The sequence below is a fragment of the Prosthecobacter fluviatilis genome (genome assembly GCF_055388355.1).
This window is the reverse complement of record NZ_AP043782.1, coordinates 5,701,318-5,725,798: the sequence shown is the minus strand read 5'-3', so window position 1 is coordinate 5,725,798 and position 24,481 is coordinate 5,701,318. Positions and strand designations below refer to the sequence as shown.

Below are 24,481 nucleotides of genomic sequence, written 5' to 3'. Positions count from 1 at the left end.
GCTGCCTCGAACATCAACCCATGATTCTGCGCACCCTGATGTGGACACTCATCACCCTCGCTGTCGTCGCAGCCCTGTGGTTCTGGTATGAGGGGAGCTGGGACCGCCGGCTCTTCTCCGCCGCCCCAGGCTGCACCTGTGCCAACCTCAACGCCGGACAGGCCAATGCCTGGCTGCGCGCGCATCCTGAGACTCAGGTGCTGGACGTTCGCTCCCCGGGTGAATACGCTGATGGAGCGCTGCCCGCAGCCGTGAACATCTCCATCGGCGATCCCGCCTTTGAGACCAAGGCCGGTGCAATGGATAAAAACAAGCCCGTGCTCGTTTACTGCGCGGGCGGCTACCGCAGCCGCAAGGCCGTGGCCGTGCTCAAAGAACTCGGCTTCCGCAACATTCAGCACATCCACCGCGGCTACATGTCGTGGAAACCTGACGCCCAGCCATGAAACATCTTATCCTGCCCATCCTTCTCCTCACAGCCTCCGCAGCCTGCGCCGCCGAACCGGAGGTCATTCCCATCCAGCTGCGTGAAAACCTGCGCATCGTCTATCAGGTCACCGACGACGTGGCGCACGACGGCGTGAACAAGGGCCTCTTTTATGCCCGCAAGCTCATCAACACCTACGACAAGCAGGGCATCGCCGCCGACCAGGTGCATCTGCACCTCGTCTATCACGGCACCGGCATCGCCGCCGTGGTGAATGACACCGCCCGCAAACGCCTCGGCGTGGACGCCCCCAATCCCAACGCAGACATCCTCGCGGAGCTGATCCGGCGCGGTGTGCAGATCGAGCTATGCGAGAACACCATGCAGCAGAAGGGCGTGAAACCCACCGAGCTGATGCCCGGAGTGAAGCTCGTGGTGGGCGCCTTTCCGCGGCTCATCGACCTGCAGCTGCAAGGCTTTGCCTACATCAAGTTTGAGTAACAACGCATCTCTCCATTCATGAAACGCCTCCTCCTCATCCCGCTGATCGCCACACTCGCCTTCGCCCAGGACGCGAGCGTGAAGCCGGGCATCAATGACAAGTTTCTCGACCCCAACCTCAAGGCGGACGAATGGACGCAGAAGTTTGAAACCGAAAGCCGCGAGATCTTCCACCAGCGCGAGAAGATCGTGGCCGCCGTGGGCCTGAAGCCCGGCATGTCCATGGCGGACATCGGCGCAGGCACGGGGCTCTTTACCCTGCCTTTTGCGCAGGCGGTCGGCCCCAAAGGTCATGTCTATGCCGTGGACATCGCCAAAAACTTCCTCTCCCACATCCAGGCGCGGGCCGTAAAGGCCCAGGCGGCCAACGTCAGCACCGTGCAATGCACACCGCGCAGTGTGGAACTGCCGGAGGCCAGCATCGATCTTGCCTTCATCTGCGACGTTTATCATCACTTTGAGTACCCGCAGGACAGCCTCGCCAGCCTGCACAAGGCGCTGAAACCCGGCGGCCAGTTCGTGCTCATCGACTTCAAGCGCATCCCCGGCGTGAGCAGCGACTTCGTCATGGGCCACGTCCGCGCTGGACAAGAGGTCTTTGAGGCGGAAGTCACCGCCGCCGGATTCGAAAAGGTAGCCGAAACAACAGACGTGCTGAAAGAGAACTACTTCGTGCGGTTCAAGAAGAAGTGAGGCATCAGCCCTGCCGCGCCCACGCCAGCAGCCGCTCCGCAGGCTGGAAGCCGGAGGTCTGTGAGACCAGCTTTCCACTCTTGATCAGCGCAAATGCGGGAATGCCCTGAATGCGGAACTGACGGGCGATGTCCTGCTGCTCGTCGGTGTTCACCTTGACCAGAATCGCCGTGCCTGCGGCCAGGGCAGCGGCTTTGGCAAACTCCGGAGCCATCATCTGGCAGGGACCGCACCAGGGAGCCCAGAAGTCGATGACGACCGGCAGCGTGCTGCCAGACACCAGCGCGGCAAAGCTGGCCGGGCTGTCGATCTCCACCGGCACTGAGATGTGGGGCAGATCCGCCTTGCACGAGCCGCAGCGGCCCTGCTGGGCAGCTTTGGCGTAGGCGATGCGGTTGGCGGTGCCGCAGGCGGGACAGGGCAGAATGACGCCGCGCTCGTCGGCTGAGAAATGGGTGCTCATAAATGACAAAATCGAGTTGGTGTTTGATATTGCATATACGCATACACGCATATAGCGGTCATGCAACACAACAACCTTGCACAAGATCATGAGCCGACATCTTCTCATTCTCGGCGGAGGCACCGCCGGCACCATCATGGCGAACAGCCTGCGCAGGCGGCTGCCCGCATCTGACTGGAGCATCACGGTGGTGGACCGTTCGGACCGGCACCTCTACCAGCCAGGCCTGCTCTTTCTGCCCTTCGGCCAGTATGAGGAGAGCGACATCATCCGCAGCACCCGCGATTTCATCCCGCAGGGGGTGGAATTCATGCAGGCGGAGGTGGATCAAATCCTTCCCGAAGATCATGCCGTGACGGTCAAGGACGGGCGCACTCTGAAGTATGACCTGCTCATCATCGCCACCGGCTGCCGCACCGCACCGGAAGAAACCGCCGGCATGCTGGGCCCGAAGTGGCGCGTGAACGTGCACGACTTCTACACGCTGGACGGCTCACGGGCGCTGCGTGAGAAGCTCAAGACTTTCCCCGGCGGGCGAGTGGTGGTGCACATCAACGAGATGCCCATCAAATGCCCCGTGGCCCCGCTGGAGTTCACCTTCTTGGCAGACACCTTTTTCCGCGAGCGCGGCATCCGCGACAAGGTCACGCTCACCTACGTGACACCGCTGTCTGGAGCCTTCACCAAGCCCAAGGCCTCCAAGAAGCTGGGCCACCTGCTGGGAGACAAGGGCATCGAGCTGGTCACCGAATTCGTGGCGGAAAAGGTCGATCAGGAAAACAACAAGCTCGTCTGCTTTGACGGCCGCGAGGTGCCCTACGATCTCCTCGTCACCACGCCCACCAACATGGGAGACCAAGCCGTGCGCCGCTCCGCGCTGGGAGACGACCTCGACTTCATCGCCACGAACAAGCACACGCTGCAGTCCATCGAGTACAAGGACGTCTTCGTCATCGGAGATGCCACCAACCTCCCGGCTTCCAAGGCGGGCTCGGTGGCCCACTTTGAAAGCGAAACGCTGGCGGACAACATCCTGCGCCACATCGCCGGAGATCCTCTCAAGGAGGAGTTTGACGGCCACTCGAACTGCTTCATCGAGTCCGGCAACGGCAAGGCGCTGCTGATCGACTTCAACTATGACTATGAGCCGCACGAGGGCGGTTTCCCCTTCTCCTTTGGCCCCATGCGCCTGCTGGAGGAAAGCCGCATCAACCACTGGGGCAAGCTGGCCTTCCGCCACATCTACTGGAACGTGCTGCTGCGCGCCTGGCCACTGCCGGGCATCAGCCGGCAGAAAAAGAAACCCGTCGAATCTTGAAAATCATCCCGTACAACGATCATGAAAAAGAACATCGCAGGAACTGAAGTGGACGTGAACGAAGAGGGCTACCTCACCGACATGTCCCAATGGAACGAAGCCATCGCCGCCGCCATCGCAGCGGAGGAAGGTGTCGGCACGCTCACTGACGCCCATATGAAAGTGGTGCGTTACCTGCGCGAGCAGCAGGCCAAAGGCGCTGCGCTCACCATCCGCAGCATGGGAAAGAGCGGCGTGGTCACCACCAAGGAGCTCTACGATCTCTTTCCCGGCGGCCCGCTGAAAAAGGCCTCCAAGATCGCCGGCATCCCCAAGCCCGTCGGCTGTATTTAACCCATTCCCCATACCCGATTATGAGCACCCCTGACGACAAGCAACCCGTGAAGAAGATCTGCATCATTGTGAGCAAGGGCTCGCTGGATGGCATCTACCCGGCGCTGATCATGGCCAATGGCGCGCGCATGGAGGGCATCGAGGCCTCCCTGTTCTTCACCTTCTTCGGCCTCAACGGGCTGGCCAACAAGACGCTGGACCACCTGAAGGTCTCCACCGTGGGCAATGCCGCACTGAACATGGCCATGCCCATGCTCGGCCTGCCGATGACCATGCCCTTCCCCACCGTCATGGGCGCTATCCCCGGCGTGTCCGCCTTTGCCACCCACCTCATGAACAAGGAGATGGAGAAGCTGGACATCCCGCCCGTGCGCGAATTCCTGGAGCTCATCTCCGACTCCGGCGGCAAGATCTTCGCCTGCAAACTGGCCATGGACATGTTCAAGCTCAAAAAGGAAGACCTCATGGACCGCGTGGACGGCGTGCTGACCGTCGGCCAGTTCTACGAGGAGTCAGCGGGCGCAGGCACGCATATTCTGTTTACCTAACCCTCATCACCACTGCAGACTGGAGACCTCCGCGCGCTCCGCATTCCGGCTCTCTTTGACAATGTGGCCGTCGGAGAGGTGCAGCACGCGGTCGGCCATGGAAGCCATCGCCGCATTGTGGGTGATGACGATGGTCAGCGTGCCGAGTTCGCGGTTGATGCGCTCGATGGCCTCCAGCACGGTGATGCCGGTGGTCACATCCAACGCGCCAGTGGGTTCGTCACAGAGCAACACCTCGGGCTTTTTGGCGATGGCGCGGGCGATCGCCACGCGCTGCTGCTCGCCGCCGCTGAGCTGGGAGGGGAAGTGGTCCAGCCGGTGGCTCAGGCCCACGCGGTCCAGCGCGTCTTCCGGCTTCATGGGGTCCGGCGCGATGTCGGTGATCAGAGCCACGTTTTCACGGGCGGTGAGGCTGGGAATCAGGTTGTAAAATTGAAACACAAAGCCCACGCAGTTGCGGCGGAACTGCGTCAGCGTGCGCTCCCCGCCGCCGGAGAGGTCCCAGCCCTTGTAGCGCAGGCTGCCGGAAGTGGGGATATCCAGCCCGCCGAGAATGTTGAGCAGCGTGGACTTGCCGCTGCCGGAGGCCCCCAGCAGCACGGCCAGCTCCCCGGTGTGAAAGTCCAGGTCCACCCCCTGCAGCGCCACCACATCGAGGTCTCCCGTATGGTAAACTTTGCGCAGCCCCCGGGCTGCAAAGATGGGCAGTGGGCTGGCTGGGCTGGGGCTGGTCTGCTGGGCGGCGGGGTGCATTCCTGCTACCTTGCATGGACAAAGCGATTCTGCCAACACGATGATCGGTGGTTGCGTCCTGCGCTCATCGCGCAAGATTGACCGATGCCCATTTTGGTCAGCGACGAAACCCCAGACATACACACGTCAAGGGTACAACTCCCCACACGTGAACGCAGCTGCGGGCGCACCCTGGTCATTGGAGACATCCATGGCTGCTCCACAGCGCTCGACCTCATGCTTCAGGAGCTGGCACCTCAGAGCAATGACGTGGTCGTCACACTGGGAGACTATGTGGACCGCGGCCCGGACACACGCGGTGTGCTGCATCTCCTGCTGGAGCTGGAAAAGCAGGTGCAGCTCGTGCCACTGGTCGGGAACCATGAAATCCTCATGCTGGATGCGCGCAGCAGCATGCTGGACCCCGGCTCCTGGTATGGCGTCGGCGGCAGGCAGACCATGCAGTCCTACGGCAGCATGGATGTGCCGGACTGGAGCGCCATCCCGCAGGAGCACTGGGATTTCCTCAGCCAGCGTCTGCAGCGCTGGCACATGAACGAGACCCACATCTTTGCCCATGCGAATGTGAACGCCATGCTGCCCATGCCAGACCAGAGCGACGACTGGCTCTTCTGGCGGCGCTTTGACGACTCCCACCCGCATTTTTCCGGCAAAACCCTGGTGTGCGGCCATACCGCCCAAAAGAGCGGCCTCCCCCTCATCCTCCCCAGCCGCATCTGCATCGACACCTGGGCCTACGGGGAGGGCTGGCTCACCTCGATCGACACAAGCACGGAAACCGTGCTGCAGACCAATCAGCGCGGGGAAACCCGCCGCTACAGCTTCGACGAAGTGCGCATGCTCACCGAAAAAGCGTGACCTCCCCCGCCATGAATCGTGCGCGCTGGCTTCTTTCTGCTGCTGCTCTCTTCGCGCTCTGGCTCATCGGTGCCCTGGTGTGCCTGCCCCTTTTGCAGCGCGATCTCGAAACGGCCGCGCTGGATGCGCTCTCCCGGCAGCCCGCCCTGCACAGGCGGCTGGACGGACTCCACCTGGAGTTTGCGGGCCAGCAGGCGCGTCTCGCTGGCAGCGTCCGCACGCAGCAGGACCGAAGCCTGATCGAAAGCACGTTGCGCGAGCAGGTGCGCCTGCCAGCCCCCTTTTCAGCCGGGCTCGGCCGTCAGCTCAATCCCGTCAGCTCCGTGCATAGCGAAATCGAAGTCATCCCCAGCCAGCCGGGCTGGGTTCTGCTGGCTGCAGACGGGGCGCGCGCACGCCTGCTGGGCACCGCAGCCAATGCCTACGAGGCGCGCGACCTCTCGCACAGCATTCAGGAGACTTGGAGCACCCGCGGCGGCGTGAGCGAAGGCCTTCCCGGCACCGACCCTGAACACCACGACGAAGCCGCCAGCGTGGCCACAACGCTGCGCACGCTCCCCTCCCCCCAGTCCAGCGCCCAGGCTTATCTGGCACGTATCGGCCAGTCCTGGCGTGAGCTGGCACTGCACCAGTCTGACACCGCGCTCTTTGCGGAAGCGCACGCCCAGGGCGTCAGCGAGGCCGAATGGCAGGATCAGGTTCTGCCCGCCCTGCGCGTTCTTCGTGCCGCCCAGGAGCGGCAGCAGAGCACCGAGCGCGAGCGCGCACGCCTGGCAGGCCTGCCCCCGGGCCACCTCTTCATAGCCGTGCGTGACCAGCAGATCATCCTCTGCGGCGAAGTGGGCACACCCGCCATGAAGCAGGCGGTTCTGGAAGAGGCGCTCAAAGCCTTCGCCCCGCGCCGCCTGCATGACGAGATCCGTGTCAGCCCCACGCGACGTCCCAGCGGCGATTTCGGCCCCATCACCACCGCGCTGCTTCCGGAAAAAGGCAGGTCTGGAGGCAAATCCTGCTTTCTCAGCATCAGCGGAGATGCCTGGAAGCCCGTGGACTGGCAGGTAGCCCCCCGTGAGCAGTCATGGAAGGACAGCCTGCCAGCAGGCCTCGACGCCAGGCTGCTGCAAAATGACAGCGCCCTGCTCAGCAGCTGGCTGCACGGGGATGACACGCTTTCCCCAGCCTCATCTCAACCCACCGCCCCCGCGTTCATCTCCCTCACCCTCTTCGGCAGCCGCGCGATCCTCTGCGGGCAGGTGGCGGAGGAGGCGGTGCGCGCCCAGCTCATCGCCGCAGTGCGTCAGGCCTATGGCTCGAAGTTCCTGGTCATCAGCGACCATCTCCACGTTCAGGCAGACTGCGCGCCTTCAGGCGGCATCCAGCACACTCTCAAAAGCCTGCCCACACCGCCTGCCCAAAACACCGCTGCCGTTCTGGCCATTGCCAGACCGGGCAGCACCTGGACCCGCATCCCGGTGACGCACGACCTTGTCGAGGCAGGCGGCCTGGCCAGGTCAGGCCTGCTCCCTGCGGGCCTGCCCGCCGCCGCCGTTGAAGATCTTTCGGCCGAAGCCATCGAGCAGCTTCGCCAGCACCTGCAAACTCCTGCATTCCCCTGATGTCCTCCCTCCTCTGGCTGCTGCTCTATCTTGCCCCTCTGCTCGGCCTCACCGCCGCCCTTTTCGCATGGCTCGGCTGGCATTGGCGTGGCACTGACATGCAGAAGCGCATCGACGCGCTGGCCACACAGGTCAGCACCGCAGAGGCAGCCCTGCGCGAAGCTGAAAGTGCACATGCCGCCGTGCTCGAAAAAGCCGCCACAGTCCAGCCGCCCCCTCCGCAGGATGGCAGGGCAGCGGCAGAGCTCCAGGCCCTGCGGGCAGATTTGAAATGCGCCCGTGACGAAGCGCACCTCCGCCAGGAAGAGGCCGCCAAAGCGCACGAAGCCACGCTGGCTTTGGAAAAGGAGATGCACCGGCTGCTCGCAGAGCTGGAGCAGCTGCGCGCCGCGCACGCCTCAGTCCAGGCAGAGCTCTCCCTCCTGCAGAGCACCCCGGCTGCTGCAGAACAACCGGAGGCTGCCCCCGCCAAACCCAAACGCAAACGCAGTACCACGGCGAAGGCCCAGCACCCCGCCGTCACGCTCCACGAAAAAATCGCCTCCCTCGAAAGCCAGCTCCTCGCACAGCAGTCAGACCTCGCCGCTTTGACCCAGGAACGCGACGGCTGGCAGCAGCGCATCAGCCAGCTCGAAGCCGGACCCCAGTCCGATCCCGCAGGTCTTGGCCTGGCCCGCCGCAGTCTTGCCGACACTCAGAAGCGCCTGGCAGCCGCCACTGCGAAGCTGGGCCAGCTCCAAAACCAAACACGTGTGCTCCAGCACGTGCAGGAAACCAGCACCGCGCTAGCCGATGTGTCTGACGACGACCTGACTCAGATCAAGGGCATCAAAAAAATCATCAGCGACCAGCTCCGTGCCCACGGCATCCGCACCTGGCGGCAGATCGCTCTGTGGGACGAGAATGAGCGGCGCGCATTCAGCGAGCTGCTGGCCTTCAAAAATCGCGCCACGCGCGAGCAGTGGCAGGAGCAGGCCCGCGCCCTGCATGAAGCCGCCCATGGCCCCCTGCCTTGATATTTCCCCCCCGCCGCATGTCCAAAGTCACGCGTCTCTGCTCCCTGCTTGTCTCCCTGGCCCTCGCCTCCTGCGTCTCCACGGGCACCCTGGCCGAGCATCAGGAAAAAGCCCGCCGTCTCAGCCACGATCTCCAGCAGCTCTCTCCCTCGGTGGATGCACGCGAGGCAGACCGGCTGGCGACCACCGCCATCGAGGAATCCGCCAAGCTCGCAGCGGATTTCAAACCTTTCATCCACCCATGGATGAACAACGGCCTCGTCAACGTGGGCCTGCGCAAGCGTGGCCTGTGCTACCAGTGGCGGGATGATCTCTTCCCCCATCTCTTCCACCTGAAGCTGAAAACCTTGGACCTGCATCTCAGCGCCTCCAAGCGTGACACCTGGCAGGAGCATCACGGCATCGTCGTCACCGCCAAAGGCCAGCGTTTTGAGGATGGCCTCGTCATCGACCCCTGGCGCCATGGCGGCCGCTTGTGGTGGGGCCTGCTGAAGAATGACAAAAGCCACCCCTGGAAGCCCCTTCCCTGGGAGCTCACCCCCATGGTGCTGCGCCCCCTGCTCATGCCGCATCTCTACCCCGCCCGCTGACCCGCCTCACACCCGCGCCTTGGAGGTCACCACGGCGTAGGAGCGCGAGACAAAGTTCCAGTTCACCACATTCCACCACGCCTCGATGTATTTCCTGCGGTCGTTCCGGTACTTCAGGTAGTAGGAGTGCTCCCACAGGTCGAGGCATAAAATGAACCTCCCCTGCTCCTCAGGCCTCACGAAATCGCTCATCAGCGGATTGTCTTCGTTCCTCGTCATGGAGATGACCAGCCTGCCATCCGGGCGGTACACCAGAAAGGCCCAGCCGGAGCCAAAGTGCTTCATCGCAGCCTCCGTGAAGGCCTTTTTGAATTCGCCGATGCCGCCAAACTCACGCACGATCGCCTCGGCCACCTTGCCTTCCGGGCCTGCGGGCCCGGAGCCGGCAGGCGCGAGAAAGCGCCAGAAGGCGGTGTGGTTGATGTGCGCCCCGCCATACATTCTCAGATCCTTCTGATTCTCGGCAGAGAGCGTTTCCGGAGGCCCTCCCATCCTCACCACGTTGCGCCTTGGATTCACTGGCAGCACCAGACGGCGGATGTTGGGCATCAGGGTGCTCACGTTGCCCACGCTCAGATTCAGCGGCTGCAATGTTGCGGTCAGCTTGTCGAGAATTTCGGAGTGATGTCGGCCGTGGTGCAGCTTCAGGGTCGTTGCATCGAGATGCGGCTCCAGCGCATCAAAATCAAACGCCAGCGGCTCCAGCTTGAGCGGCACTCCCAGCGGGGCGATCACCTCCTCCTCGGCGGCAAAAAATGCCCCGGTCACGGCTGCAAAGCCGGTCGAAACAAAAGCCCGACGCGTTAACGCTGATTTTCTCATGTCGGATTAAAGAAATACTTCAATCCCACCTTGGCAGGCAAGCAAGAATCACGCCCCGTCGCGTGCAGGCGTTCACGGTTTGTCCTTCTTCACGGCCGGCGGTGGCGTCACCTTGATTCCCGCCGCCTCCATCACGAGCCGCTGAAAGGCGTCCTTCGGCTTGCCGCTGTCTGGCACCAGAACGTTCTGCACCATGTACACGGTGACGATGCCGCTTTGAGGATCGATGCAGCCATTGGTGGCAAAGGCACCGCCATGGCCGTGGCTGCCCACGGGCATCTGCGAGTTCACACGCTGCGTCTCGGTGTTCACCTGCCAGCCGCAGGCGTAGTTCAGCTGCCTGCCACCGGCGCTCACCGGTGTGGTCATGTCCTTCACGGATTTCTCACTGATGATGCGCACCCCGTCCAGTTCGCCACCGTTGCCGATCATGGAGTAAAAGCGCCCCATGTCCGCCGCGGTGGAAAACAGGCCCCCGGAGGGCTCCACCATGTGCGTCACGCTCGCGTCGCTGGTCACAAAGGGGTTGTACCCCGGCACCAGCTCATGCGTCTCGTCATCCATCTTGTACGTGCGGGCGATTCGGGCGCGGTGCACGTCATCCGGATTGAACATCGTGTCCTTCATGCCCAGGGGCGTGAAGATTTTCGCCTGCAAAAACGCATCATACTTCATGCCTGAAACGACTTCGATGATCCGCCCGGCCACCGTGGGCCCAAACCCGTACTCGTACGCACTGCCTGGCTGAAAGGCCAGCGGCGTCTTCAGCAGCGAGGCCACATACGCCTTCAGTGAGATGGCTCCGTCTGAAGGCGCACGACGTGGAAAGGCAATGCCCGCCGTGTGGCTCAGCAGCATGCGCAGCGTGATGGGCTTTTCCGGCGCGCTGCCATCGGCCAGCTTCACCTTGCCCAGCTCCGGCAGCCACTTCGACGCAGGCTCGTCCAGCGAGAGCTTGCCCTCATCCACCAGCACCATCACCGCCGTGCCGTTGATGGATTTGGTCATCGACGCGATCCAGAACAGCGCATCCTTTTCCATCGCGCGCCCCTTGGCCACATCGGCCATGCCAGCGGCATCGTGGTGCACCACCCTGCCCTTCTCCATCACCAGGGTCACGATGCCCGCCGCCTGCTTCGCCTTGACCGCCGCCTCCATCGCAGGATGGATGGCCGCCAGCCTGGCCTCATCCAGCGCAGGCAGGAGAGCAGGAAACAAGAGGAAGGAAGAGAGCGCAGTGCAAAGGAGTCGGTGCATCGCCAAACAACGCGCCTGCTCCGCCACATCTACCCACGATTTGAAAAGCGCACCTCACGCAGCCCTGCGGCTGCCCGGCCTTCTCCTGCGCCCCCCCAGCAGCCACGCGCCACCCAGCAGCACCAGCGCAGCGCCTGCCGGTTCGGGTACGAGCGCGAAATCATTCGCCAGCACGTAGTTCGCCACATTGGACCCGATGGTCTTTCCGTCGGTCACGGATGTCATGAACTGCGTGCCTCCATAGACGCCCGCCATTCCGGCCTCGTTCGCAGCCTGGCTGAAGCTGGTGAAGTTGCGCGTCAGGTCGATGCTGCCGTCCCCGTTGATGTCGCTGCCCAGGCTGAACGCGACATTGTCCCCCAGGTAAGACGCCAGCACCACGGCTGCGGCTTCGCTGATCGTGGCCCCCAGCGAGACATACTCCGGCAGCGATGGCGAGGAAATCAGCGGCGCCCAGAATGAATCGACATCCGTGCTCGCATTGCCGTCGATGTCACCGTTGGCGATGGCCGTTTCAGGCCGCCAGAACTGCTGGTCATAGATCGTGGCCATCGCGACGGTGCTCGCATCCGCCATCGCCACGTTCAGCGTGGCCAGCAGGCGTGCTGTATCGGCGGTGCTCAGCCCGGCCGCGGTGGCCGCAGTTTGGGCGATCTGATTCCACATGCCCGTCATCTTCACCGTGCCGTCTCCGGCTGCCCAAAAGTATGCCTGGCTGGTCTGGTCCAGGGTGCGCGTCGCGCTGAAAGCAGCGCCGAGGTCCTTCACCTGATTGTAGTCCGCCACATACTGGCTGGACTGCAAATAAGAGGTGATGGAGCCTCCCGGCAGCGTGGTCATATATGCGCCAGTGCCAGGGATCGCAAAGGTCCCCACACTGCCCCAGCCCGGCAGCAGCGCCCCGGCGGTGGAAGTCTGCTGCCAGTATCCGATGGTGCCCACAGGCGTGTACGGCGTGGTGGAGGCGTCGCCTGCGCCGTCTGCCGAGCGTGCGCTCAGCAGGTTGTTGGCGATGGTGACTCCCCACGCGATGCCGTCGGTCTTGGCCTGACTGTTGGCAATCCCGCTGAGCTGGGAGTTGTAAAGCGACGTGAAATCCGTGCTGCCCCCCGAGTAGAGGTACTGCATCACGGTGTTCGCCGCCGCGATCATCGCCGCCTGCGAGTCGGCGCCCGCCGGTCCCGCCCCCGGGGCGGGATAGGCCCCGTAGCCGTAGGTGTAGTAGGTGCCTTCGAGGCTTTGATTCGCGTTGAAGATGGACGCCTGCAGGATCGCCAGATCATGCGCTATCTGCGGCGACTCCACCCCTGTCATCTGACTCAGCGCCAAAGCATTCCAGTCAGACACAATGTCCCCACGCACCGCCGGGACCGCCATCAAAAGCAGTCCCAGGGCTGCTATCGCGCTGGAAACTGGGGGGCGAAAACGCAACATCGGCTAATAGAACATCTAAGTTTACTATAATTTTTATAATTTCACAACGCCTTTTTAGCCTTTCCCATCCCCGCCCACCCCGCCTGCATGTGCGTGAGGCTATGGGATTGAGGATCAAAGGCAAAAATTGCAGCTGCAGCGCGTCGCAGCCGGGCAGACCGCAAGGCAAGCTGGTGGCCGCCACGCGGCAGCAACGCGGGGGCGCTAGAGGGGGCCACGCACAGCCCCCCGCCCTCCCCCATCCCCCAATAACCGCAAACCACAGTCAACTCCCTCCCCACTTCCCCTTGACCTTCGGCGCGCCACCCCGACAATCCCCACATCACGACAGGGGCGTCCCGCCGCAGGGACTGAGACGGGCCTTCCTCGGCCCGAACCCTCCGAACCTGATGCGGGTCATGCCGCCGAAGGGAGTTCGCTCGGAGGTTCATCTCAGTCCATGCGCGCACAGCGCGTCCCCCAACAGAGAACCCTGAACCGAGAACCGCCTAACTTTCCCCCCATGATCGCCTCCACCGACTCCTTCGAGCCCCATTCCTCCGACCAGCTCCCCGCCTCCACCCGCGTCTACGTGCAGGGCCAGATCCACCCGGATGTGCAGGTGCCCATGCGCGAGATCGCCCTCTCCCCCACCAAGGACTTCAATGGGCGCATCATCCAGAATGAACCCGTGCGCGTCTATGACACCTCCGGCCCCTGGGGCGACCCCGCTTACAAAGGCACCGTGGAAGAAGGCCTCCCTGCCCTGCGCAAAAACTGGATCCTCGCCCGCAATGACGTGGAAGCCTACGAAGGCCGCGCCATCGAGCCGCGTGACAACGGCTACCTCACCGCCAACCACGCCGAATACGCCGCCGCCAAGCGCGAAGGCATCCTCAGCCCCCTGAAGGCCCCCATCAATGCCCAGCGCCAGCCCTTGAAGGCCAAGCCCGGCAAGGTGGTCACTCAGCTCGCCTACGCCCGCGCCGGCATCATCACCCCGGAGATGGAGTTCATCGCCATCCGCGAAAACATGAAGCGCGCCAAAATCGCCGACTTCACCACCGACATCGTCCGCAACGACCTCGACAAGCAGCACGTGGGCAGCGCCCAGGCGCAGACGGACTACACCCCCGGCATCTTCCGCCGCTTCCCCCAGCGCATCCCGAATGAGATCACGCCCGAGTTTGTGCGCAGCGAAGTCGCCGCCGGACGCGCCATCATTCCTGCCAACATCAACCACCCCGAGCTGGAGCCGATGATCATCGGCCGCAATTTCCTGGTGAAGATCAATGCCAACATCGGCAACAGCGCCGTGGCCTCCAGCATCGAGGAAGAGGTGGAAAAAATGCGCTGGGCCACCAAATGGGGCGGCGACACCGTGATGGACCTTTCCACCGGCAAGAACATCCACGCCACACGCGAGTGGATCCTGCGCAACAGCCCCGTGCCCATCGGCACCGTGCCCATCTATCAGGCCCTGGAAAAAGTGAACGGCAAGGCCGAGGACCTCACCTGGGAGCTCTTCCGCGACACGCTCATCGAGCAGGCGGAGCAGGGCGTCGATTACTTCACCATCCACGCCGGCGTGCTGCTGCGCTTTGTGCCCATGACGGCCTCCCGCATGACGGGCATCGTCTCCCGTGGCGGCAGCATCATGGCCAAGTGGTGCCTGGCCCACCACAAGGAAAACTTCCTCTACACCCACTGGGACGACATCTGCGACATAATGGCCGCCTACGATGTGAGCTTCTCCATCGGCGACGGCCTCCGCCCCGGCTCCATCGCCGATGCGAATGACAAGGCGCAGTTTGGCGAACTCGAAGTGCAGGGCGAGCTGACCAAGCGCGCCTGGGCCAAGGGCGTGCAGGTCATGAACGAAGGCCCCGGCCACGTGCCCATGCACATGATCGAGGAAAACATGGCCAAGCAGCTCGAGTGGTGCCACGAGGCCCCCTTCTACACCCTCGGGCCCCTCACCACCGACATCGCCCCCGGCTACGACCACATCACCAGCGGCATCGGCGCCGCCATGATCGGCTGGTACGGCTGCGCCATGCTCTGCTACGTCACCCCTAAGGAACACCTCGGCCTGCCCAACAAGGAAGACGTCAAAGTCGGCGTCATCACGTACAAGCTCGCCGCCCACGCCGCCGACCTCGCCAAAGGCCACCCCGGCGCCCAGTATCGCGACAACGCCCTCAGCAAAGCCCGCTTCGAGTTCCGCTGGGAAGACCAGTTCAATCTCAGCCTCGACCCCGTCACCGCCCGCTCCTTCCACGACGAAACCCTCCCCCAGGACGGCGCCAAGTCCGCCCACTTCTGCAGCATGTGCGGCCCGCATTTCTGCTCCATGAAGATCACCGAAGACGTCCGCAAGTACGCGGCGGAGCAGGCGATTTCCGAAGAGGAAGCGCTCGCCAAGGGGATGGCGGAGAAGAGCAAGGAGTTCGTGGAGAGCGGCGCTGAGGTTTACACCACGGCGTAATAGGTCCTATTCGACCTATTCTGAAATCCTCTCCCAGAATGGTGCCCTAAAAAGGGCGAAGCTTTTCAAGTAAACTTAAGACCATGCACTGAAACGAGCCACCCTGATGAACTACGATATGCACAGTTTTCATACTCAAATAAGCGATCTCACCAAAAAGGTGGAATCGTATATGGAACGATGTGGAGTAGTTCTCGGAGGAGTTCCTGATGAAGGATGGTATCCGACCAGTCCTGATTACTATTGGGACAAGCTGCCCGAACTTTTGAAAATCGAAGCGGAACAGCTTACCGAGGTTTTTTTGTCGTTATCGAAACCTCTTGCTCGCCTATGCAAGGCGTCTTTACTGGCTACAGACGCTGATCTGAAAGACTTGCTAGCTAGCGTTAAAACCATGCGCGCGGCCTTACATCTTCGCGATTACCGCTACTCGGAGCCGGATGCGATTCATGATGAAGGCGTCGTTCTTGGATTTCGCGCTGGCTCTCAAGAAGAACTCACTGCCCTTAGACCGCAGGATGCCTGGTCACGATTCTCTAAGTCGAATGCACAATTAATTCGCATTTTGCAGCTATGCGATACAGCAAGAAACGACGAAGGAACTCAGAAGCTTCAACAACAAGAAGCCAGCAGATACAAGCCCAATACGGCTTTTATAATGATGTGGATGGATAAAACCGAATCCTCGCTGGAAGATGTTAGAGATGCAGTGCAGGAAACCTTCGGTGAGTTCGATATTCGAGCGGTTAGAGCAGACGACATTGAGCACGACGGAGTAATTTCACAGCGAGTTCTTGAAGAAATCCGCACATCAGAGTTTCTGTTTGCAGATCTGACTGGCACTCGCCCAAACGTTTATTATGAAGTTGGATACGCTCACGCTTTGGGCAAACGAGTCATCCTCTTTCGGAAACGTGAAACGAAGTTGCACTTCGATTTAGCAGGCTACAACTGCCCCGAATATGAAAATCTGAGGGATTTAAAGGAGAAACTTCGCAAAAGACTTAGCAGCCTCACAAATAAGACTTCTAAAATTTAATGTGGAAAATCAACGGAACGCTCCAGAGAATGTCGGATGATCGTTGTCCGGTTTAATGTCCACAAGAGCGTTCATTTTTTTTGACTTACTAGAACACTGGCATTGCAAGGTAAGCACTTAATGCATCGGGACATGCCCCTTGAATTAGATCATACTGGCTGCCCAAAAAAGCAATTTCATTCTAACGGAAATAGAACTTCGAGAGAGGAATCGTACCGTTTAGCCAACCAAACTCGGCCTGCGAACGCTTGAAAAACGCAGAATAGTGGTCCTCGTCCAAGGTTGGAAAGAGAGTTTCGCTCAGATCCGGCAAAGACCATCTTGAATGATTCCGAAGTTCGAACGCCGCCACAATTCTTTCAGCAGCACGATTGGGTGACTGCCCCCAAGCAGTGGCAAAAAAATGAGCCTTTTGCGCCGCCGCACGAGGAGTGTGTAGATGCTGAGGGGCTATTTCCTTGTCAACAATCAGGTCATATTCAAACACTCCCATCAAAAATACAACGGGGCGCTCGGTAGCATCAAGGCGCGTAATAGTTGTGAACCCATTCGTGCAGACGTTAAATCTGTGCAACGCAAAAAATACTGCTATCTCGATGTCCGGTGTAAGGTCTAAACCTGTACTTGGAAAGCCATAATGCTGGGCAATTCCGAATGCCCACGATCGGAATAAGTAAGTACGTCGAAAATCGGAAAACGCCTGTTCGAGCTTTTGAACCGAATCAAGGCCGTAAATTTCACTCAATTGTAAGTGCCTCCGTTCAATGTGAATGTCAAGAAGGCCAAATAAAGCACTCGCGTAATCATCAACATTTAATTTTAACCGGAGTGCCGAAGGTAGTAGTGAGGGCTCCATCACGACATCAGAGCCGTAAAGTTTAAGCCTGTCAGATTTAGTCCGGGAAGAGTCCAGGGTATACAATTGATTCTGCCCCCTCCACATACCCTTAATGGAAGAATCCATTGAATATGAACTCTTAGCAAAAGAGAGGAGATGCTCATATGAATCCATGGCAATAATGGGAATCCTGCGATAAGGAACCCTGAGGAATTTCCCAGTTCCCAAGTGATCCAAAGGTCCCTTTGTAAAGCTCTCAGTTTGTCCATACACGGCGGCACCTTCTTTAACTTGGCAAGTCCACATCCGACCATAAAAGGGATCGAAATAATTCTCGGCATCCTTAGTGGGATCGAAGTATTCATGACATGCAAACACTGAAACCCTGTTTTGCACAGGATCGACATTATCAATGTGCGGAATCGGAAAATTCATTTGTTCGTCAATTCTGCCGACAATTTATCATAAAGCTCTTTGCCGATTTTAATCAAAGGTTTTGGGAACGGAGGTGTCCCTATAATATTCACTGCGCGGAATGCCATGTCCAAATCTGCTCGCCCTTCGCTCAATCGAAGTCCAATTCTGAAGCCAAAGCAATAATAAGCAAGAGCATCTAACGTAGCGCGGAAAGCACCATCTCCATAATGACGATGAAAATCTTGTAACTCGTTTGTTTCACTATCTCTTCTGTCACCCAATAAATCATAATATCGAGATGCTTGCTCCCAGGATCCGAGCGCCGCATTGTGCAACATCTGGATGGGCTCATAGATCAACTCAATCATTGCCGGATGATCGTGTATCACTAGGGCTCGGACATTCTTCTGAGGCACCCAAGGTATTGCTATAGCAACATAATCTGCCCCTCCAACAGACACATCTGGTTTAAACCGCATTTCGGCAATTTTTTCTGCAACCTCTGGGGTTATGTTAGGATCAATTTGTTTCGCAAGGCACAACTGTTCTCGTGGACACTGATATGTTTTAATAAAGTATTCCAATATCTTCGTCAGGAACATTTGAGTTTTATCATTGTTATCAAACGTTAAAACGAGTGCGCCTCGTTGAGCCTCCCCAGATTGGCTTAGGACTTTCGCAGCTGAGCGGATTGCCTTTATCGTCGTCCATAGCGAAACCTGACCAAACAGCCGCAGTAAGACTGCTTCGGGAAAGTGGACGTTTGAGCTATTGATTTCGGCCATAACAAATTGATTTACAAAACCGCAATCTGAAATTTAGAAGCTTTTTACCTAATAAGCAATATTGAACACAGGACAAAAAATGCCAGACATTTTAGCCAATGCGCTGACAAACGGCCCCGCGTTCCCTCTCCCCCATGAACCTCCGCTTCCTCACCCTGGCCAGCCTTCTCACCGCCTCCACCTTCGCTGCTGATGCGCCGAAGCTGCCTTCCATTCCCGCAGAGCCGACGGCAAAGAAGAAGGAGCTGCTCTTTTCCGATGACTTTGAGCGGGCGGAGCTGGGGAAGGACGAGGGCTGGGCCATTGGGGTGCCGACGTTTTCGGTGGAGAATGGCACGAGGACTCTCTCCGCACGGCGGAGACAATTCACCTTTCCCGAAGCCGCCTGACCGCGCTACTCTGACGGAGCCATGCCCGCCAAGCCCAAGCCTCGCACGCTCGCTCCCAAACCCGCCGCCCCTGCCGCGCCGCTGCTTGCGGATCTGCGCGAACTCATCCTCACGGCCCGCGAAGCCGTTGCCCGGACCGTCAACGCAGGTCTGACGCTCCTCTATTGGGAGATCGGCACCCGCATTCGCCGGGACATTCTCCAAGAAAAGCGAGCCGAGTATGGCGAGCAGATTTTGTCCGCACTGAGTGCAAAATTGGAAGCGGAGTTTGGCCGTGGGTTTGGCGAGCGGAACCTGGCGCGGATGGTCCGTTTTGCCGAGGCATTCCCGGACCGGCAGATTTTGACATCACTGATGTCAAAATTGGGCTGGACGCATTTCCTTCACATCGTTCGCCTCGACGACCCGCTCCAACGCGACTTCTACGCCGAGATGTGCCGCATGGAAAACTGGAGCACGCGCACGCTGGAGCAGAAGATCAAGAGCATGCTCTACGAGCGCACGGCGATCTCGAAGAAGCCGGACAAGCTCATCAAGCAGGAACTCGCCGCCCTGCGCAGCGAGGACAAACTCACGCCCGATCTCGTCTTTCGCGATCCCTACATCCTCGACTTCCTCGGGCTGAAGGACACCTATGCCGAGAAGGATGTGGAGGCGGCGATCTTGCGCGAAGTGGAGAGCTTCATCCTCGAACTCGGCATCGGCTTTGCCTTCCTGGAGCGGCAGAAGCGGATGCAGATTGATGCCAAGGACTACTACCTCGATCTGCTGTTCTACCATCGGAAACTCAAGCGGCTCGTGGCGATTGATCTGAAGCTCGGCGACTTCGAAGCGGCGGACAAAGGACAGATGGAGCTGTATCTCGGCTGGCTGAAACGCCACGCCGTCGAGCCGGGCGAAGAAGCGCCGCTGGGCATGATCCTCTGCGCGGGCAAGAACGATGAGCACGTCGAGCTGCTCGAACTCGCCAGCAGCGGCATCCACGTGGCGACTTACTGGACCCAACTGCTGCCGAAGAAACAGCTCGAACGAAAGCTCCACCAAGCCGTCGTCCGCGCCCGGCAGCGTCTCACTTTGAGTGATGGCAAAGCTGGGAAGAAGACGACCCGCAAGGCTCAATAAGCTGCGAAACCACCGCGTTGCGTCTCCTCGTTGGAGGCTGGGTTCATGGGTTCAAAATCCGTTTTGAATCCGTGAACCTAAACCCCGGTGCGAGGAGCTGACTCGCTTCGCTCACCCTGTGTTAATCCCCACCAGCGAAGTAGGACTCAGGTTCATTTCAGGTTCACCATGGGTCAGGTTCAGGTTCACCATGGGTCAGGTTCAGGTTCACAGGGTCACGACTTATATATAGGTCGTGAACCTGTGACCCTGAGGGTCAAAATCCGTTTTGACCCCGGTTTGACCCTGTGACCCTGGGTCTTCATCTGCGCAGGTCGCGCGCAGCGGAGCCCGGCAACGTCCGGCCCGTCCTTTTCAGTCATGCGCTGACAAGCAGGCGGCAAGCCTTCCCTGGCTCCGAAGCCACGGCCATGGCGATGCCTCTCCCACAGCCTGATGGGAACCGAAACACAAGCGCTTCTTTTCATGTTAATCGCACTAAAATAAATATTTGACGCCGTTTTATTTCATGTTACCCAACTTAACATGAAAAAGAAAACCGCCGCCAAACCCCCGCGTGACTACCAGCAGACGGCCCGTGCCGAGGCGGCGGAGGCCAGCACCCGGCGAATTATTGAGGCCTTCCTCAAGCGCGCCGAAACGGAGTGGTTCGACAAGATCAAGCTCGATGACATTGCTGCCGATGCAGGCGTGACCGTGCAGACCGTGGTACGCAAGTTTGGCAGCAAGATGGGCCTGTTGGAAGTGGCGCACAAACACATGGGCGAGTCGGTCGCCGTGCGCCGCGTGGTGGTGCCCGGCGATTTGGACAGCGCCATCGATGCCCTGACGCGGGACTATGAAGATGTGGGTCCGCTGGTCCTGCGGCTGCTGGATCAGGAGCAGATGCACCCGGTCCTCAAGCCCACGCTGGATGTGGGCCGGCGGGGACACCGCGACTGGCTGCAGGAGACTTTTGCCGAACGGCTGAAGCCCCTGACGCCCGCACGCCGCGAGGCCACGCTGGATGCTCTCGTCGTCGCTGCGGACATCTACGTCTGGAAGCTGATACGCCTCGACATGGGGCGCTCCATCCCCGCCTACAAGCAGGTCGTCCGGCAGATGATTCTCGCCGCCCTCGAGCCGCGGTAAGCCCCGTCCATTCAAACCTGCAACACCATCCATCGCATGAGCACCGAACCCAAAAACATCCTGTTCACCACCTGGGAGGGCGGCGGGAATGTGCCGCCCGTCATCACCCTCGCCCGCAAACTGCGCGCACGCGGTCACCGCGTCCGCCTGATGAGCGACGAGGCCAGCCGCGAAGACGCTGCGGCGGCAGGGATAACCTTTCACGCGTGGCAGACCGCGCCGAACCGGGCTGACAAGACACCGGCGAGCTGCCCGCTGCGCGACTGGGAAGCCGCCAGTCCGCAGGAGGGCATCGGCCTCGCGTTGAGCAAGATCCTGTTTGGCCCGTCGCTCGATTACGCCCGTGACCTCGCCGCCGCGCTGGACCACGAACCGGCTGATCTGGTCGTGACCAGCGACATGCTGCCTGGCATCCTCGCCGCGTGCGAGAGCCGGGAGCAGCCGGTGGCCATCCTCTCCGCCAATCTGTGCCTGTATCCCTTGGAAGGAATGCCCACCTTCGGTCCGGGACTGCCGCCCCCACGCACGGCTGAAGAAGAGGCCCTGCACGCACAGATTCGCCAGGGCACGCTCGCGATGCTGGATGCCCACCTGGGCGCCCTGAATGACACCCGTGTCGCACTCGGACTCATGCCGATTGAAACCGTGCTGGAGCAGTTGGAAGTCGCGACGCGCTATCTCATTGCTTCGAGCCGGTCGTTCGATTTTCCCGTCGAAGAACTGCCCCAACAGATTCGCTACATCGGCCCGCAGCTCGATGAGCCCGCCTGGGCAAAGCCATGGCGCTCGCCATGGCCGGAGAACGATCCCCGTCCCCTCATCGCCGCATGTTTCAGCACGACCTATCAGGCCCACGAAGGCGTGCTGCAAAAAGTGATCGATGCCGCGGCGGAGCTTCCGGTGCGCGTGCTGGTGACGCTCGGGCAAGTGGCACCCGAGTCCGTGCGTCCGGCGGAAAACACCGTGGTCGTAGCGAGTGCACCGCACAATGCCGTCATGCAGCAGGCGGCGGTGGTCGTCACCCACGGCGGTCACGGCACGGTGATGCGAGCCCTGAGCCATCATCGCCCCATGCTGGTCATTCCGCACGGTCGCGATCAGGATGAAAATGCCGTGCGCGTCGTGGAGCACGGCGCGGGACTGCGAATGAGCGCCAGCAGCAGCATCGAGGAAATCCGCAGCGCCTTGAGCCGCTTGATCACCGAGCCTGCATTCACCGAAGCCGCCCGTCGTCTGGGCACGGCCATCGCTGTGGAAGCGGAAAGCGTCGACGCGATCGCAGAGCTTGAGGCTCTGGCAGAGCAGGCTGCCTGCTGCGCTTGTTAACTTTCCCATGCATCCCTCGTCTCATCACCTTCCCTTTCCATGAATACCTTGTCATTCACCAAGCCCCATCATAGCCGTCTGTTTTACTCGGCGGCTTCCCTCGCCCTGCTGGTGCTGACCTTTGTCGGCTTCCGTCTGTTTTACCTGAACATGCAGGCATTCCCCGGGCGTCCGTTGACGCCGCCCATCCGCACGCTGCTTATCGTGCATGGCACATTGATGACCGCCTGGATGCTGCTGTCCGTGGTGCAGCCGCTGCTCGTTGTCTCCGGCCGCAAGCGCGTGCACATGACACTCGGCCTGTTCGGCACGGCCCTGGCCGCAGCCATCGTCGTCACCGGCTGTCTCGTCGCCGTGAATGCCGCGCGGGTCAATCCCCCCGACCTGAAGATTTTTGGCCTCACGCCCAAGGAGTTTCTGACCGTGCCTCTGAGCAGCATCGTCGCTTTTGGCGCCTTCGTGGTGGTCGGCATCAGGTATCGCCGGCGTCCCGAGGTGCATCGTCCGATGATGTTCATGGCGTCCCTGGCCATTGTTTCCGCAGCATTGGGGCGCATGCCCGCACTCAACGGCTGGTACGCGGGAACGTGGATGGAAGCATGCTTCAGCGCCTTCCTCACCACCCTGCTGCTGGGGGCGGCCATGTTCGGCATCAAATGCGCGCTGGAAGGCCGCATCGACCGCTGGTTTGCCGGTGCCTTGGGAGCTCACGCGGTCATTTGTGTGTCGTCAGCGCTCATCGCGAAGACAGATGCCTGGGTTCAGCTCGCCACCATCCTCATGCAGTAAAGGAACGGGATCAGGGGGCAACATTCTGACAAATGATCGAGAGAGCGGCGTTTCATCCCCCCATGAAATTCCGCCTTCTCGCGCCCCTCCTGCTCATCACCGCCTCCACCTTCGCTGCGGATGCGCCGAAGCTGCCTCCGATCCCCGCAGAGCCGACGGCGAAGAAGAAAGAGCTGCTTTTCTCCGATGACTTCGAGCGGGCGGAGCTGGGCAAGGACAAGGGCTGGGCCATCGTGGTGCCGAAGTTTTCCGTGGAGAACGGCGAGCTGAAGGGCACACAGATGCGCTTTGATGCGCCAGCAAAGGATGGGAAGGCGGCGGTGAAAGGGCATCAGGCGGTGATCGGCAATGACATCCCGACGAAGAACAGCGTGATCGAGTTCCGCTTCCGGCTCGGCGGGGCGCAGTCGGTGACGGCGGAGTTTGACGACCGGAATTTCAACGGCTCGCACTACGGGCACCTGTGCATGGCGCGCATCGCGGCGGACAAGATCATCCTCGTGGATCAGAAGGGCCTGGCCGTGGCCCGCCCCGAAGGCGCTACCGGAGAGCCGCCGACGCCTAAGGGCCGCAAAAACGTCTCTTTCCCGCTCAGCCTCGATCCTGAGGCCTGGCACAGCTTCATGCTCGAAACCGTGGGCGACACAATGCGCGCCTCCATCGACGGCAAGCCCGTGGCGTTTTTGCAGTCCCCCGGCATCGCCCACCCGACGAAGTCCAAGGTCGAGTTCGGCTGCATGGGCAAGGGCGGGTGCTTGGATAATCTGAAGATCTGGAACGCGGAGGCGGTGCGATGATGTGAACGTTCACAACGCGAATGGGCAGGAATGATGATTTCTGGATTCGCGATCATTCGCACACATTCGCGTTTGAAGACTCTGAACCGACGAGCCCATAAGATCTCAAGGCTCGGCTGCCTATGCGGAACGAAGCATCGGGCCATGGGTTTCGCACGTGGCAGCACACGCAGGCAAACAATAGGTCGATGCCCCAGCTTGGCACGTCGGCCCAGGCTTCATTAGCGCTGGCATCCACATCTTTTTAAAGAATCGAGCAGCGCTTTTCACCGCCGTTTTTTAGCACGATCATTTTTGAGCCACTTATTGGAAGCGAGTGTCAAAGCATTCACTCAACCCCCAACCCAAAACAACAACCATGAAACGCGCACTCTTGCTACTGTCCGTGACCGGTCTCTTCGCCAGCCTGTCCTCCTGTGCCCATCCTCCGCGCATCCAGTGGGTTCACACCGGAACGGTGCTCCAGTCCTCACCCGGCGTCACCGGCCCGCTCTACATGATCAATGGCGTGGCTTTGCAGCAGTACAGCCCGAAGCTCTACACACCGTTCCAGTACGACCATCGCAGCATGGCCGACAACAGCTTCTACCAAGCCCAGGCCCTGCGGCACTCCGCGAGAAAAGGCTCAGTTCACATGGGGCCTTTGACCTGGCAGGCCGCCGAGAATGCCGCTCCCACCTCCCATCCCTATGAGGTGAGACGGGCAGGTATGGTGATGTCATCGACCAAGGGCATGCACTGAATGACCACGG

Annotated in this window: 26 protein-coding genes and 1 riboswitch; of the genes, 19 read left to right on the top strand and 7 right to left on the bottom strand. The window is 60.5% G+C overall.

All coding sequences use genetic code 11. From position 1 onward, the window contains the following. The first annotated feature begins 20 nt into the window (after positions 1-20). Genes ACZ5WW_RS22380 through ACZ5WW_RS22370 form a run of 3 tightly spaced genes read left to right on the top strand, consistent with a single transcriptional unit; the run spans position 21 to position 1,621 of the window. Entirely contained in the window at positions 21-446 is a 426-nt protein-coding gene (locus ACZ5WW_RS22380) for a rhodanese-like domain-containing protein (protein ID WP_377163071.1), read from the top strand. Next, the gene (locus ACZ5WW_RS22375; RefSeq protein ID WP_377163069.1) at positions 443-928 is read left to right on the top strand and encodes a DsrE family protein; all 486 of its coding nucleotides are present in this window, start codon (positions 443-445) and stop codon (positions 926-928) included. The genes ACZ5WW_RS22380 and ACZ5WW_RS22375 overlap by 4 nt, the downstream gene beginning before the upstream one ends. An 18-nt stretch (positions 929-946) precedes the next feature. Then, positions 947-1,621 (top strand): class I SAM-dependent methyltransferase, encoded by a 675-nt coding sequence (locus ACZ5WW_RS22370; RefSeq protein WP_377163067.1) that lies wholly within the window; start codon positions 947-949, stop codon positions 1,619-1,621. Between the two features lie 4 nt (positions 1,622-1,625). On the opposite strand, the gene trxA is transcribed toward ACZ5WW_RS22370, so the two are convergent. Continuing rightward, positions 1,626-2,084: a thioredoxin gene (gene trxA, locus ACZ5WW_RS22365; RefSeq protein ID WP_377163065.1), complete on the bottom strand. Its 459-nt coding sequence runs from the start codon at positions 2,082-2,084 to the stop codon at positions 1,626-1,628. A gap of 88 nt (positions 2,085-2,172) precedes the next feature. Between trxA and sqr the strand changes: the two genes are divergently transcribed. Genes sqr through ACZ5WW_RS22350 form a run of 3 tightly spaced genes read left to right on the top strand, consistent with a single transcriptional unit; the run spans position 2,173 to position 4,283 of the window. After that, positions 2,173-3,402, top strand: a complete 1,230-nt coding sequence (gene sqr, locus ACZ5WW_RS22360) for a type III sulfide quinone reductase, selenoprotein subtype (protein ID WP_377163063.1) — start codon at positions 2,173-2,175, stop codon at positions 3,400-3,402. Positions 3,403-3,423: 21 nt separating this feature from the next. Continuing rightward, entirely contained in the window at positions 3,424-3,735 is a 312-nt protein-coding gene (locus ACZ5WW_RS22355; protein WP_377163061.1) for a TusE/DsrC/DsvC family sulfur relay protein, read from the top strand. A 20-nt stretch (positions 3,736-3,755) separates the two neighbouring features. Next, on the top strand, positions 3,756-4,283 hold the full coding sequence (locus tag ACZ5WW_RS22350; RefSeq protein ID WP_377163060.1) for a DsrE/DsrF/DrsH-like family protein: 528 nt from the start codon (positions 3,756-3,758) through the stop codon (positions 4,281-4,283). A gap of 6 nt (positions 4,284-4,289) precedes the next feature. Here the strand turns inward: ACZ5WW_RS22350 and ACZ5WW_RS22345 are convergent, their stop codons facing one another. Then, positions 4,290-5,036 (bottom strand): ABC transporter ATP-binding protein, encoded by a 747-nt coding sequence (locus ACZ5WW_RS22345; RefSeq protein WP_377163058.1) that lies wholly within the window; start codon positions 5,034-5,036, stop codon positions 4,290-4,292. 117 nt (positions 5,037-5,153) lie between these two features. Here ACZ5WW_RS22345 and ACZ5WW_RS22340 point away from each other — a divergent pair, with 117 nt between their 5' ends. The 4 genes from ACZ5WW_RS22340 to ACZ5WW_RS22325 are packed head-to-tail and all read left to right on the top strand — an operon-like array spanning position 5,154 to position 9,116. Next, positions 5,154-5,894, top strand: a complete 741-nt coding sequence (locus ACZ5WW_RS22340) for a metallophosphoesterase family protein (RefSeq protein WP_464694262.1) — start codon at positions 5,154-5,156, stop codon at positions 5,892-5,894. An 11-nt stretch (positions 5,895-5,905) separates the two neighbouring features. Further along, a complete protein-coding gene (locus ACZ5WW_RS22335; protein ID WP_377163054.1) occupies positions 5,906-7,510 on the top strand; it encodes a hypothetical protein in 1,605 nt (534 codons plus the stop codon). Continuing rightward, positions 7,510-8,526 carry a hypothetical protein gene (locus ACZ5WW_RS22330; RefSeq protein ID WP_377163052.1) on the top strand — a complete coding sequence of 339 codons (1,017 nt, stop codon included), beginning with the start codon at positions 7,510-7,512 and terminating at the stop codon, positions 8,524-8,526. The genes ACZ5WW_RS22335 and ACZ5WW_RS22330 overlap by 1 nt, the downstream gene beginning before the upstream one ends. Before the next feature lie 17 nt (positions 8,527-8,543). Then, positions 8,544-9,116 (top strand): hypothetical protein, encoded by a 573-nt coding sequence (locus ACZ5WW_RS22325; protein WP_377163050.1) that lies wholly within the window; start codon positions 8,544-8,546, stop codon positions 9,114-9,116. A 6-nt stretch (positions 9,117-9,122) separates the two neighbouring features. On the opposite strand, the gene ACZ5WW_RS22320 is transcribed toward ACZ5WW_RS22325, so the two are convergent. From ACZ5WW_RS22320 to ACZ5WW_RS22310, 3 genes are all read right to left on the bottom strand, one after another. Then, positions 9,123-9,884, bottom strand: coding sequence for a superoxide dismutase (locus ACZ5WW_RS22320; protein WP_377163048.1), 762 nt, complete (start codon positions 9,882-9,884; stop codon positions 9,123-9,125). A 126-nt stretch (positions 9,885-10,010) separates the two neighbouring features. After that, complete coding sequence (locus tag ACZ5WW_RS22315) at positions 10,011-11,156, bottom strand: serine hydrolase domain-containing protein (RefSeq protein WP_377163045.1); 1,146 nt, start codon at positions 11,154-11,156, stop codon at positions 10,011-10,013. Positions 11,157-11,249: 93 nt separating this feature from the next. After that, complete coding sequence (locus tag ACZ5WW_RS22310) at positions 11,250-12,629, bottom strand: vanadium-dependent haloperoxidase (RefSeq protein ID WP_377163043.1); 1,380 nt, start codon at positions 12,627-12,629, stop codon at positions 11,250-11,252. A gap of 319 nt (positions 12,630-12,948) precedes the next feature. Next, a riboswitch (TPP riboswitch) is annotated at positions 12,949-13,060 on the top strand. A gap of 71 nt (positions 13,061-13,131) precedes the next feature. Between ACZ5WW_RS22310 and thiC the strand changes: the two genes are divergently transcribed. Next, positions 13,132-15,096 (top strand): phosphomethylpyrimidine synthase ThiC, encoded by a 1,965-nt coding sequence (gene thiC / locus ACZ5WW_RS22305; RefSeq protein ID WP_377163041.1) that lies wholly within the window; start codon positions 13,132-13,134, stop codon positions 15,094-15,096. 106 nt (positions 15,097-15,202) lie between these two features. Next, positions 15,203-16,135: a hypothetical protein gene (locus ACZ5WW_RS22300; RefSeq protein ID WP_377163039.1), complete on the top strand. Its 933-nt coding sequence runs from the start codon at positions 15,203-15,205 to the stop codon at positions 16,133-16,135. Positions 16,136-16,316: 181 nt separating this feature from the next. Here ACZ5WW_RS22300 and ACZ5WW_RS22295 read toward each other — a convergent pair whose 3' ends face one another. Both ACZ5WW_RS22295 and ACZ5WW_RS22290 read right to left on the bottom strand, forming a co-directional pair. Then, positions 16,317-17,408, bottom strand: a complete 1,092-nt coding sequence (locus tag ACZ5WW_RS22295; RefSeq protein WP_377163037.1) for a hypothetical protein — start codon at positions 17,406-17,408, stop codon at positions 16,317-16,319. Then, the gene (locus ACZ5WW_RS22290; RefSeq protein ID WP_377163035.1) at positions 17,405-18,175 is read right to left on the bottom strand and encodes a hypothetical protein; all 771 of its coding nucleotides are present in this window, start codon (positions 18,173-18,175) and stop codon (positions 17,405-17,407) included. Before ACZ5WW_RS22290 ends, ACZ5WW_RS22295 begins: the two co-directional genes overlap by 4 nt. A 134-nt stretch (positions 18,176-18,309) precedes the next feature. Here ACZ5WW_RS22290 and ACZ5WW_RS22285 point away from each other — a divergent pair, with 134 nt between their 5' ends. From ACZ5WW_RS22285 to ACZ5WW_RS22255, 7 genes are all read left to right on the top strand, one after another. Beyond that, on the top strand, positions 18,310-18,564 hold the full coding sequence (locus tag ACZ5WW_RS22285) for a hypothetical protein (RefSeq protein ID WP_377163033.1): 255 nt from the start codon (positions 18,310-18,312) through the stop codon (positions 18,562-18,564). Positions 18,565-18,585: 21 nt separating this feature from the next. After that, positions 18,586-19,686, top strand: coding sequence for a PDDEXK nuclease domain-containing protein (locus ACZ5WW_RS22280; RefSeq protein WP_377163031.1), 1,101 nt, complete (start codon positions 18,586-18,588; stop codon positions 19,684-19,686). A gap of 525 nt (positions 19,687-20,211) precedes the next feature. Continuing rightward, entirely contained in the window at positions 20,212-20,817 is a 606-nt protein-coding gene (locus ACZ5WW_RS22275; protein ID WP_377163029.1) for a TetR/AcrR family transcriptional regulator, read from the top strand. A 36-nt stretch (positions 20,818-20,853) separates the two neighbouring features. Then, the gene (locus ACZ5WW_RS22270; protein ID WP_377163026.1) at positions 20,854-22,143 is read left to right on the top strand and encodes a glycosyltransferase; all 1,290 of its coding nucleotides are present in this window, start codon (positions 20,854-20,856) and stop codon (positions 22,141-22,143) included. Between the two features lie 39 nt (positions 22,144-22,182). Beyond that, on the top strand, positions 22,183-22,932 hold the full coding sequence (locus tag ACZ5WW_RS22265) for a hypothetical protein (protein WP_377163025.1): 750 nt from the start codon (positions 22,183-22,185) through the stop codon (positions 22,930-22,932). 62 nt (positions 22,933-22,994) lie between these two features. Next, a complete protein-coding gene (locus tag ACZ5WW_RS22260) occupies positions 22,995-23,729 on the top strand; it encodes a hypothetical protein (RefSeq protein ID WP_377163023.1) in 735 nt (244 codons plus the stop codon). 358 nt (positions 23,730-24,087) lie between these two features. Beyond that, positions 24,088-24,471 (top strand): hypothetical protein, encoded by a 384-nt coding sequence (locus ACZ5WW_RS22255; RefSeq protein ID WP_377163021.1) that lies wholly within the window; start codon positions 24,088-24,090, stop codon positions 24,469-24,471. Positions 24,472-24,481 lie beyond the last annotated feature (10 nt).

What these genes read in the sequence shown, in the direction of transcription:
- ACZ5WW_RS22380 (WP_377163071.1), top strand. Translation starts at nt 21, where the DNA reads ATGATTCTGCGCACCCTGATGTGGACACTCATCACCCTCGCTGTCGTC.
- ACZ5WW_RS22375 (WP_377163069.1), top strand. Translation starts at nt 443, where the DNA reads ATGAAACATCTTATCCTGCCCATCCTTCTCCTCACAGCCTCCGCAGCC.
- ACZ5WW_RS22370 (WP_377163067.1), top strand. Translation starts at nt 947, where the DNA reads ATGAAACGCCTCCTCCTCATCCCGCTGATCGCCACACTCGCCTTCGCC.
- trxA (WP_377163065.1), bottom strand. Translation starts at nt 2,084, where the DNA reads ATGAGCACCCATTTCTCAGCCGACGAGCGCGGCGTCATTCTGCCCTGT.
- sqr (WP_377163063.1), top strand. Translation starts at nt 2,173, where the DNA reads ATGAGCCGACATCTTCTCATTCTCGGCGGAGGCACCGCCGGCACCATC.
- ACZ5WW_RS22355 (WP_377163061.1), top strand. Translation starts at nt 3,424, where the DNA reads ATGAAAAAGAACATCGCAGGAACTGAAGTGGACGTGAACGAAGAGGGC.
- ACZ5WW_RS22350 (WP_377163060.1), top strand. Translation starts at nt 3,756, where the DNA reads ATGAGCACCCCTGACGACAAGCAACCCGTGAAGAAGATCTGCATCATT.
- ACZ5WW_RS22345 (WP_377163058.1), bottom strand. Translation starts at nt 5,036, where the DNA reads ATGCACCCCGCCGCCCAGCAGACCAGCCCCAGCCCAGCCAGCCCACTG.
- ACZ5WW_RS22335 (WP_377163054.1), top strand. Translation starts at nt 5,906, where the DNA reads ATGAATCGTGCGCGCTGGCTTCTTTCTGCTGCTGCTCTCTTCGCGCTC.
- ACZ5WW_RS22330 (WP_377163052.1), top strand. Translation starts at nt 7,510, where the DNA reads ATGTCCTCCCTCCTCTGGCTGCTGCTCTATCTTGCCCCTCTGCTCGGC.
- ACZ5WW_RS22325 (WP_377163050.1), top strand. Translation starts at nt 8,544, where the DNA reads ATGTCCAAAGTCACGCGTCTCTGCTCCCTGCTTGTCTCCCTGGCCCTC.
- ACZ5WW_RS22310 (WP_377163043.1), bottom strand. Translation starts at nt 12,629, where the DNA reads ATGTTGCGTTTTCGCCCCCCAGTTTCCAGCGCGATAGCAGCCCTGGGA.
- thiC (WP_377163041.1), top strand. Translation starts at nt 13,132, where the DNA reads ATGATCGCCTCCACCGACTCCTTCGAGCCCCATTCCTCCGACCAGCTC.
- ACZ5WW_RS22300 (WP_377163039.1), top strand. Translation starts at nt 15,203, where the DNA reads ATGAACTACGATATGCACAGTTTTCATACTCAAATAAGCGATCTCACC.
- ACZ5WW_RS22295 (WP_377163037.1), bottom strand. Translation starts at nt 17,408, where the DNA reads ATGAATTTTCCGATTCCGCACATTGATAATGTCGATCCTGTGCAAAAC.
- ACZ5WW_RS22290 (WP_377163035.1), bottom strand. Translation starts at nt 18,175, where the DNA reads ATGGCCGAAATCAATAGCTCAAACGTCCACTTTCCCGAAGCAGTCTTA.
- ACZ5WW_RS22285 (WP_377163033.1), top strand. Translation starts at nt 18,310, where the DNA reads ATGAACCTCCGCTTCCTCACCCTGGCCAGCCTTCTCACCGCCTCCACC.
- ACZ5WW_RS22280 (WP_377163031.1), top strand. Translation starts at nt 18,586, where the DNA reads ATGCCCGCCAAGCCCAAGCCTCGCACGCTCGCTCCCAAACCCGCCGCC.
- ACZ5WW_RS22275 (WP_377163029.1), top strand. Translation starts at nt 20,212, where the DNA reads ATGAAAAAGAAAACCGCCGCCAAACCCCCGCGTGACTACCAGCAGACG.
- ACZ5WW_RS22270 (WP_377163026.1), top strand. Translation starts at nt 20,854, where the DNA reads ATGAGCACCGAACCCAAAAACATCCTGTTCACCACCTGGGAGGGCGGC.
- ACZ5WW_RS22265 (WP_377163025.1), top strand. Translation starts at nt 22,183, where the DNA reads ATGAATACCTTGTCATTCACCAAGCCCCATCATAGCCGTCTGTTTTAC.
- ACZ5WW_RS22260 (WP_377163023.1), top strand. Translation starts at nt 22,995, where the DNA reads ATGAAATTCCGCCTTCTCGCGCCCCTCCTGCTCATCACCGCCTCCACC.
- ACZ5WW_RS22255 (WP_377163021.1), top strand. Translation starts at nt 24,088, where the DNA reads ATGAAACGCGCACTCTTGCTACTGTCCGTGACCGGTCTCTTCGCCAGC.